General features: G+C 55.7%; 6 protein-coding genes. 5 read left to right on the top strand and 1 reads right to left on the bottom strand.

What is annotated here, in order from left to right:
* Positions 1 to 135: 135 nt before the first annotated feature.
* The 3 genes from GRF61_RS23145 (at position 136) to GRF61_RS23135 (ending at position 1,794) form a co-directional block, all read left to right on the top strand.
* Positions 136 to 375, top strand: a complete 240-nt coding sequence (locus GRF61_RS23145; RefSeq protein ID WP_169152972.1) for a hypothetical protein — start codon at positions 136 to 138, stop codon at positions 373 to 375.
* Between the two features lie 42 nt (positions 376 to 417).
* On the top strand, positions 418 to 768 hold the full coding sequence (locus tag GRF61_RS23140; RefSeq protein WP_169152971.1) for a hypothetical protein: 351 nt from the start codon (positions 418 to 420) through the stop codon (positions 766 to 768).
* Positions 769 to 1,197: 429 nt separating this feature from the next.
* A complete protein-coding gene (locus GRF61_RS23135; RefSeq protein WP_169152970.1) occupies positions 1,198 to 1,794 on the top strand; it encodes a DUF4375 domain-containing protein in 597 nt (198 codons plus the stop codon).
* 265 nt (positions 1,795 to 2,059) lie between these two features.
* Here the strand turns inward: GRF61_RS23135 and GRF61_RS23130 are convergent, their stop codons facing one another.
* Positions 2,060 to 3,145: an IS110 family transposase gene (locus GRF61_RS23130; RefSeq protein ID WP_169152969.1), complete on the bottom strand. Its 1,086-nt coding sequence runs from the start codon at positions 3,143 to 3,145 to the stop codon at positions 2,060 to 2,062.
* 191 nt (positions 3,146 to 3,336) lie between these two features.
* On the opposite strand from GRF61_RS23130, the gene GRF61_RS23125 reads away from it, so the two are divergent.
* Both GRF61_RS23125 and GRF61_RS23120 read left to right on the top strand, forming a co-directional pair.
* Positions 3,337 to 4,722 carry an RNA-binding domain-containing protein gene (locus tag GRF61_RS23125; RefSeq protein WP_169152968.1) on the top strand — a complete coding sequence of 462 codons (1,386 nt, stop codon included), beginning with the start codon at positions 3,337 to 3,339 and terminating at the stop codon, positions 4,720 to 4,722.
* A 118-nt stretch (positions 4,723 to 4,840) separates the two neighbouring features.
* A complete protein-coding gene (locus GRF61_RS23120) occupies positions 4,841 to 5,248 on the top strand; it encodes a hypothetical protein (RefSeq protein WP_169152967.1) in 408 nt (135 codons plus the stop codon).
* The last annotated feature ends 202 nt before the right edge of the window (positions 5,249 to 5,450 follow it).

The raw sequence follows: 5,450 nt of genomic DNA, 5'->3' as shown, positions 1-5,450 counted from the left end.
GGCAGTTCCCAGGTTCCAATGGCCCTGGCCGCGTCGTTTGGCAAAGCGCAGCTGATACGGGTGCGGTCAGCACCTAACAATTCATTCAAGCCGAAGCCGCTTCGCGGCTCGGCTTAATTCAGGCGTTAGGCGCTTATGAAGAAGACCCGTAAGAGGAAGCCAAGCAAACTCACCGGACTCAAAAAACGTCTTGAGCATTTACACCAAGAGTTCGCGACAGCAGCATCCGACACAACAAAAGCCAAGCTAATTGTCCAAATCCACTCCACAGAGAGGCAGATCGAAATTGAATCTTTTCATCGAATCACTGGATTTAACCGAATGAAAGGCTATGAAATCTTGTCGGGCGCCCCAGGACTTGGCAAAAGAAGTTAGTTTGACCACGATAACAATTGCTTTCATTCAATGGAAAACAGCATGAAAAAGACCTTCTTCGTAATAGCCATATCAGTACTTGTTGCAGCTTGCGGCAGCTTGGAAAAGAAATCTGCCCTCATCAACGTCGGAGATGACAAGCAGCAGGTAATCAGCGTCATGGGCACTCCAGACGACCGACAAGTGAAAGGATCAAGAGAGGTGTGGCAGTACTGTCAAACTGGTGCCGGCTTTGGCTATCACGACTACAGGGCCTTCTCGTTTGATCAAGGCAAGGTTACGGCAATCAACTCATATAAGAGCGGTCGCCCCGGATCGTCGTGCATGACCGATATTCGAGTAGTCAATTGGGGCGACAGTCCGGATCAAGTCATTGAAGTTCGGCATAAATAACCAGATACGGGCTGGCTTAATTCGCATTTACGGTGTTTGCTTTCCAGCCTAACACTGCGGTCAAGGCCGCTCCCTTCGGTCGCTGGACGCTGCGCGATAAAGCGCCGCGCAGCGCCCCTTACCTACAACGTTAGAGGCCAGCATGAGCATTGAGGTGCCTGCCCCTGAGTTCGCTGTCGGGCAATCTGTTCGCGTAGTACTAGATACATGTAATAACACGCCGCGTGCGGGGACTGTCCGTGAGGTTATATGGCATCACAAAGATCACTGCTATAACTACTACCTTGAGGTTGGTGCCAAGCGCATCTCCAAACGGTATTCAGCAAAAGACCTAGAGGCTTGCCCCTAACAATGCGCTCAAAGCGCTCACTTCGTTCGCTGGGACCGGCGAAGCCGGCCCCTTAGCTTAATCGTTAGAAGCCTTTAGCCATGACCGAACGAATTGCATGCACTGTTTGCGGGGCAAAAATCTTGCTCGATACTGCCAAAATGAATGGCGGATTGTGTATGCCCTGCAAGGGTGGGTATCGGAAGAACATAGAATCGTCAAAGCAAACCTATGAGCGCCAAAAGATAGAGCGCGAGAGCCCTCCGCGAAAACATTGGGTTTGGCTCGTAAATCAAGTCCACAAGTCAGAAGCAGGGTTCGCCGGCCTCTCGCGCGAAAACCAACGTTTCTTTGCGGCATGCCTAGTTGAAGGCGAGGTATACAACGGCGGCTTCGATCAGTATTTCTACAACAGCTCTGCCGATTACTTCCCCTACGCCGTCGAAGGGCTCACAGAAATGGGGGCTGTAGAGTGTTGTCGCCTATTGATCTGTGCCAAAGAGCTCTATTTCGGTTCCGCCCCCGTACCGACAACCCAAGCTTCCAGAGTTGATTATCTCCGTGCAACTTCTGTGCAGGAAGAGGAGCGTTCCAATAAAGTTGAAGAAATCGACCGTCTGTTCTGGAATGACCCCGACGGCTTTCAGGCGTGTGCCGCAAAGTACGCAGAGTTACATGGCTTGTACAACGGCTTCTAACATTCCTATATGGACTCCCCCGTAAATCAAGACGGATCGTGTTTCTGACTTTCCGGGATGAATCACCTGCAGTCGTATATCCGGCATCTGTGGTGGGTTCTGAATGACCCGTGCCGACATGGAATCTGCCCGCGAAGCGCCAATCGGTACAAGCGGCTGCTGGAGAGCCGGAAGTGTTATCGGCGTTCTGTCGCGTGGGTGTGGCCCGGTTTGCCATGATGAGCGATCAGTCTCGGCGCAAGGATGAGGAGTAAGGGTGAATCGATCAGGCTGCGATGGCGAAGGCGGTACGTTCGAGCCTCTTGTTCGGCCGAGGCTGCGGATTGCCGTAGGTGGCATGGTCACGCAGGACCGCGTAGCAGACACGGGCAAGCTTGTTGGCGAGCGCGCAGGCGGCCTTGTTGTGATTGGTACGGCGCTGCACCTCGGTCGCCCAGGTGCGCAGGCCGTCCAGCGGGCGGCTCGCGTCGCGGGCCAGCGCCGCGGCCCTCAGCACCGCGCGGGCGCCATGGGTGAGCAGCATCCTCAAATAGCGATCTCCCCGCTTCGAGATGCGGCCGAGCTTGCGGGCGCTGCCCGAGGAATATTCCTTCGGCGTCAGCCCGAACCAGCTCGCGAAATGGCGGGCATCCCTGCAGTGCGTCACGTCGCCGCCGGTGGCGGCCACCATCGCCGTTGCGGTCAAGAGGCCAATGCCCGGCACCGACATCAACTGGGTGCACGCTGGACTGTGCCGCGCCAGGCCGGTGAATTCCCGTTCCAGTTGCGCGACACGTTGTTCGAGCAGGCGAATCTCCTCGATCAGCAATCGCATGGTTTCACGGATCAGTACAGGGACCGGCGAGCGCGGATCCGCCAACACCCGGCTGATCGCCTCGACCCCGGTGCGGGCGCCTTGCGGAATGCTCAGGCCGAACTCCCGGCAGAAGCCGCGCAGCGCGTTGATGCGCGAAGTGCGGGTACTCATCCACAGCGAGCGGATCCGGTGCAGGCCCTGCAGCGCCTGCTGTTCGACCGACTTCACGCGCACCGGGTCGATGTCGGCCGCGCGGGCCGCTTCGAGCAGCGCACGGGCGTCGGCGGCATCGGTCTTGTTACGCCGGACATAGGCGCGGATATAGGCCGCCGGGAGCAGCCGCACCTCGATGCCGAGCGAATTGAGCCAGCGTGCCCAGTGATGCGCCGAACCGCAGGCTTCCATGATGACGAGCGAGACAGTGCGATTGGCGAACCAGTGCTCGAATTGATTGCGTGTAAGCCGATGGCTTTCGGTTACGCGCCAGGACGAATCGGCGACGGCGAGTTGAAAGACGCTCTTGGCCAGGTCGACGGCAACGGTAGTAGCATCCATGACGGACTCCTCTTTCTGAAGACCGATCCCCATCCCCATGAGCACCGGTGGCGCCTATTGGGCGCGGAAAAGGAGGGGGAGTCCATCCCATCAGTCAAGGCCGCTCCCTCTGGTCGCTGGACGCTGCGCGATAAAGCGCCGCGCAGCGCCCCTTACCTACAACGTTAGCCCCTTCAATCGGAGCATGCTGAATGGAAACTAAAACGATAACTGCCGCAGACGCCTTGCAGCTCTCAACGAAGCAGGAAGACCACTTCTTTGACAGAAAGGCGGCGGCTATTAAAGGCGCCAAGCTACAGAAGATCGCGGTGGCCTTTGCAAACGCGGATGGAGGTGAAGCCTATGTAGGCGTTGCCGACGAGAAGGATGAACCCGATCCCACAAAGCGGTGGACTGGTGCGCCGAACATCGAAGATTACAACCAGCACATACAAGCGCTCACGGAAGTCCAGCCGGCACTGCCAATGGACTTGACGTTCCTTAAGGCGGAGGGGAAGCACGGATACGTTCTGCGAGTCCAAATTGAGAAGAGTCAAGCAGTCCACAAGACGTCCGATGGCACCGTTTATGAGCGCAAAGGAGCACAGTCTCTTCCGGTTAGCGATCCATCGCGAATAACGGCCCTCTCGTTTGCGAAGGGTGCGGTTTCATACGAGGACTATTCACTCGACAATGCGGTGGCGGAAGATGTGGTTGACTCCCCCCGTTTGAGCGAGTTTCTGGCTGACTACTCCCCTAGCACAGACCCTCTCGAACTCGCCTTGAACAAGAATCTGATAGATCGAAAATCCTTTAAGCCGAAGGTGGCCGGAGTACTCCTATTTTCCGTGGAGCCAGCGAGTTTGATGCCAAAGAAATGCTCGGTTCGCATCATTCGTTATGAAACAAAGGAGGAAGACCCTGAACGAGACCACCTCGGCTCAATAGAGTCGGTGGAGGGTTCACTTTATGCGGTAATACACAAGACGGTAGAGAGAGTTACTGCGATCATGTCGTCAATTAACGTCTGGACGACCGATGGGCCAAAAGCAATGGCATACCCCCCTGAAACACTATGGGAGATTGTCGTAAACGCCATCATCCATCGCGACTACTCGATGTCGGATGACGTACAGGTCCTGATTTTCGACAATCGAATTGAAGTGCTGAGCCCTGGCCGCCTACCCGCGTTTGTAACCAAGGAAAATATTCTCGACGTGCGGTACGCACGAAACCCTCGCATCGTCGGAATGCTCTCTCGCTACAAGTCGCCACCCAACAAGGATATCGGCGAAGGCTTAAATACCGCATTCCAAAAAATGAAGGAATGGCGCCTGCGCAGCCCCGAGGTCATTGATGAAGGCAACTATGTTCGCGTTGTAATTCCTCATTCCCCTCTTGCTACGCCTCAGGAGGCGATCATGGAGTTCCTGCACAAGCAAGGAACGATCACAAATAGACAGGCTCGTGACATAACAGGAATCAAGAGCGAGAACGCGGTCAAGTCTGAATTCTACAAATTGAAAGAGGCTGGTCTCATTGAAATGATTCCTGAGTTGAAAGGCAACAAGGCGGCATGGCGACTTCTTCCAAAGTGACTGGGGCTAACCCTGCGGTCCACCGGACGCCGCGCGATAAAGCCGCGCAGCGCCGGTGACCTCCACGTTAGGCCCTGGAGCAACTATGCCACCAGCCTTAGGCAATGTGACAAGCAAGATGCTCGGCGATGCCGGAGAGCACTATGCACTCAGTCAGCTTACATTCGCGGGCAAGCCTGCCTCAAAAATGCCTGACGGCTGGGCGGGCTATGATCTCGCAGTCGAGACGGGGCAAGGCCTTGTCAGAGTCAGTGTTAAAACCCGAAAGGAAACAGCCAACTGGAAGGCCGGTAGCTGGTTTATTTTTGATGAGCGTTTGGAGTGTGATTGGCTCGTTTTTATCTTTCTTCCAATCAATGGCGCGCCTCGTTCGTGGGTCGTTCCGGTCTCACTAGCGCGCGAGCTTGGCAACAAGCCTCGCGCCACACGGAAAGATCCGCACAATCGAGACATGTCCTTTGCCAAGCTCAACAAAGAGCCGCTGTGCCGCTACGAGAATAATTGGAGCCTTCTACATGAACTCTAGGAGCCAGAGCCTAACAGCTGGTTCAAGTCACTCGCTTCGCTCGTTCGGGACCGCGTTCCGCGGCCCCTTAACCAAACGTTGGGCGTCATGAATATCCTTCGATTTCGTGAGCGAAGTAAAACGGAGGGCCGCTTTATTCGGCAGGCGTCATCACGCGATTCATATGGGCATGTTGTGCTCGTGGTCGAGCCCTCAAGTTCAC

The organism is Azoarcus sp. TTM-91, assembly GCF_012911025.1.
In the GTDB taxonomy this organism is placed as follows: domain Bacteria; phylum Pseudomonadota; class Gammaproteobacteria; order Burkholderiales; family Rhodocyclaceae; genus Azoarcus.
This window is presented reverse-complemented; position numbering and strand designations above follow the sequence as displayed.